1 protein-coding gene is annotated in these 307 nt (G+C 47.9%); it reads right to left on the bottom strand.

Features of this window, described 5'->3' with window-relative positions; all coding sequences use genetic code 11:
- Positions 1–283 (bottom strand): hypothetical protein (locus AC0L20_RS40570; protein WP_473295757.1); only part of this gene is annotated, 283 nt, incomplete at its 3' end.
- Positions 284–307: the final 24 nt, after the last annotated feature.

Here is a 307-nt window from a genome sequence, read left to right as displayed (position 1 = left end):
TTTGGACGCGGAGAATTAGATCGTCAGCCTCAAGCTGCTCGACAGCACCAGCATCGAAATCCCTTGCTGGAACACCAAACACCATACTCTTGGCACGCTTCTTCGAAATTTCTACAAAAGTTCTTTCCCTACGATCAGGCATTCCGTCTCCACGCCTGTCGCTCCTTGCAATCACCGATTCCCAAATTCTGCTACGAAACTCAGATTCTGTGTCTTTATCAGAGAACGATTGGTTTTTTGCCAATGCGCGTGCCATTCTTTGTTGATTTGGCGGTTCGCGCATTGGCAAACAACCAAACGTTCACTG

Source organism: Bradyrhizobium sp. Kon58 (genome assembly GCF_055807455.1).
This window is presented reverse-complemented; position numbering and strand designations above follow the sequence as displayed.